This is a genomic window from Arthrobacter sp. Hiyo1, assembly GCF_001263615.2.
In the GTDB taxonomy this organism is placed as follows: Bacteria; Actinomycetota; Actinomycetes; order Actinomycetales; family Micrococcaceae; genus Arthrobacter.
Map to the genome: position 1 here is coordinate 233,008 of NZ_DF952473.1, position 2,469 is coordinate 235,476.

Annotated in this window: 4 protein-coding genes; all 4 read right to left on the minus strand. The window is 61.5% G+C overall.

The genetic code is table 11. The annotated features are described in order from the left end of the window. Positions 1–163, minus strand: a 163-nt coding sequence (gene pgk / locus AHiyo1_RS27050; protein WP_084784547.1) for a phosphoglycerate kinase, incomplete at its 3' end; no start/stop codon positions are given. A gap of 9 nt (positions 164–172) precedes the next feature. Then, positions 173–1,183 carry a type I glyceraldehyde-3-phosphate dehydrogenase gene (gap, locus tag AHiyo1_RS16580; RefSeq protein ID WP_059389281.1) on the minus strand — a complete coding sequence of 337 codons (1,011 nt, stop codon included), beginning with the start codon at positions 1,181–1,183 and terminating at the stop codon, positions 173–175. A 285-nt stretch (positions 1,184–1,468) separates the two neighbouring features. Further along, entirely contained in the window at positions 1,469–2,092 is a 624-nt protein-coding gene (locus AHiyo1_RS16585) for a superoxide dismutase (protein ID WP_059389282.1), read from the minus strand. Between the two features lie 109 nt (positions 2,093–2,201). After that, the coding region (gene whiA / locus AHiyo1_RS16590; RefSeq protein WP_084784548.1) for a DNA-binding protein WhiA at positions 2,202–2,469 on the minus strand (268 nt) is incomplete at its 5' end.

The window sequence follows — 2,469 nt, forward strand, 5'->3', positions numbered from 1 at the left end:
CACCGGCGTCCGAGAGCTTTTCGATGACCGGGAGGGAAGCCTTGATGCGGCCGTCGTCGGTCACTGTAGAGCCGTCGAGCGGCACATTCAGGTCACTTCTGACAAGAATGTACCGCCCGCGGACACCTTCAGCGATCAGTTCGTTGAGGGTGTGAGATGTCATGTGTCTACCCTAGCCCAGCTTGGATGCGACGAGCTCCGTGAGGTCAACGAGGCGGTTGGAGTAGCCCCATTCGTTGTCATACCAGGAAACAACCTTGACCTGGTTGCCGATGACCTTGGTTAGGCCGGAGTCGAAGATCGAAGAAGAGGGGTCGCCGACGATGTCAGAAGAGACGATCGGGTCTGCCGTGTAGCTGAGGATGCCCTTGAACTGCTCGGTCTCCGAAGCTGCCTTGAGAGCCGCGTTGACTTCCTCAACGGTTACTTCGCGGGAAACCGTGACGGTCAGGTCCGTGGCGGAACCGGTGGGGACCGGGACGCGGATGGCGTAGCCGTCGAGCTTGCCCTTGAGTTCCGGAAGGACGAGGCCGATCGCCTTGGCAGCACCAGTGGAGGTGGGAACCATGTTGATCGCTGCGGCGCGGGCACGGCGGAGATCGCTGTGGGGGCCGTCCTGCAGGTTCTGGTCCGCCGTGTAGGCGTGCACCGTGGTCATGAGGCCGCGTTCGATGCCGAAGGCGTCGTTGACCACCTTGGCCAGCGGGCCGAGGCAGTTGGTGGTGCAGGAAGCGTTGGAAATGATGTGGTGTGCTGCGGGGTCGTAGAGCTCGTGGTTGACGCCCATGACGATGGTGATGTCTTCGTCCGAAGCAGGAGCGGAGATCAGGACCTTCTTGGCACCTGCGTCGATGTGCTTCTGCGCAGCGGCGGCCTTGGTGAAGAAGCCGGTGGACTCGATGACGATGTCGACGCCCAGTTCGGCCCACGGCAGGTTTGCAGGGTCGCGCTCTGCGAGGACCTTGATGATGCTGCCGTCGACAATGAGGTTGCCCTCTTTGACTTCGACGGACTGGGTCAGGCGGCCGCCGACGGAGTCGTACTTCAAAAGGTGGGCAAGTGCCTCGGGACTCGTGAGGTCGTTGACCGCAACAATTTCGAGGTCGGCACCCTGGGCGAGTGCTGCGCGGAAGTAGTTGCGGCCGATGCGGCCAAAGCCGTTGATACCAATACGGGTGGTCACTATTTCAGTCTCCTTGGTGCTCTTGCAAGCACACCTAGTGAGTCGGATCTTGATTCCAACTAACAATTCCCGCACACCATTGGGCAGAAGTGATTATCAGATCGGAGGGCGACCAGCCACATTGCTGAAGGCTAACCGCCTTCCGTGACCCATCTTACGTTTAACTACGTCTGCCCCCGCAACTGCGGGGGCAGACAATCCGGTATTTGGGCGAAATTCACCTGAATGTGAAGTTTGTTACATCCCCGTGTATTCCGCGTCACTCACCGATCCTGGGCGGAGTCCCTAGAGAACGATCAGCCCGGTGGCGTTCGCGCGGGCCGCTTCGAAGCGCTTTGCGACGTCGGCCCAGTTGACGATGTTCCAGAAGGCCTTGACATAGTCGGCCTTGACGTTGACGTAGTCCAGGTAGAAAGCGTGCTCCCACATGTCCAGCATGAGCAGCGGCGTGGTGCCGACTGCGACATTGCCCTGCTGGTCGTAGAGCTGCTCGATGAGGAGGTTGCCGCCGATGGGCTCGTAGGCAAGGAAGCCCCAGCCGGAACCCTGCAGTCCAAGCGCGGCTGCCGAGAACTGGGCACGGAAAGCATCGAAGGAGCCGAAGGCGTCATCGATGGCCGCAGCCAGCTCACCCTCGGGCTTGTCGCCACCGTCCGGGGAGATGTTGTTCCAGAACACGGAGTGGTTGATGTGGCCGCCGGTGTGGAACGCGAGGTCCTTGGAGAGGCGGTTGATGTTGGCGAAGTCGCCCTTGTCGCGCGCCTCGGCCAACTGGGCCAAAGCGTTGTTGGCGCCTGCTACATAGGCGGCGTGGTGCTTGCTGTGGTGCAGCTCCATGATCTTCGCCGAAATGTGCGGCTCAAGTGCTGCGTAGTCGTAGCCGAGCTCGGGCAGTACGTACTCTGTCACGAAATCCTCCAATGTAGTGGACCGGGGTCCGTTTGGTAACTCTCGTTTTGTTCATCCGACCGGCGAACCGGCCGGAAATCTACACCCTGACGATTCTAGGACGGGCGCCCTATTCGTCCATCATTTCGGGGGTCACATTTGCCTCGGTGCCCGGGATCCCCAGGTCGCCGGCCCGCTTGTCCGCCATGGCCAGCAGCCGGCGGATCCTTCCCGCGATGGCGTCCTTGGTCATGGGCGGATCGGCAAGCCGGCCCAATTCATCGAGGCTGGCCTGCTTGTGCGCGACCCGGAGTTCACCCGCGTACTTGAGGTGGTCCGGAACGTCGTCACCGAGGATTTCCAGGGCCCGGTCCACGCGGCGCCAGCCGCGACGGCGG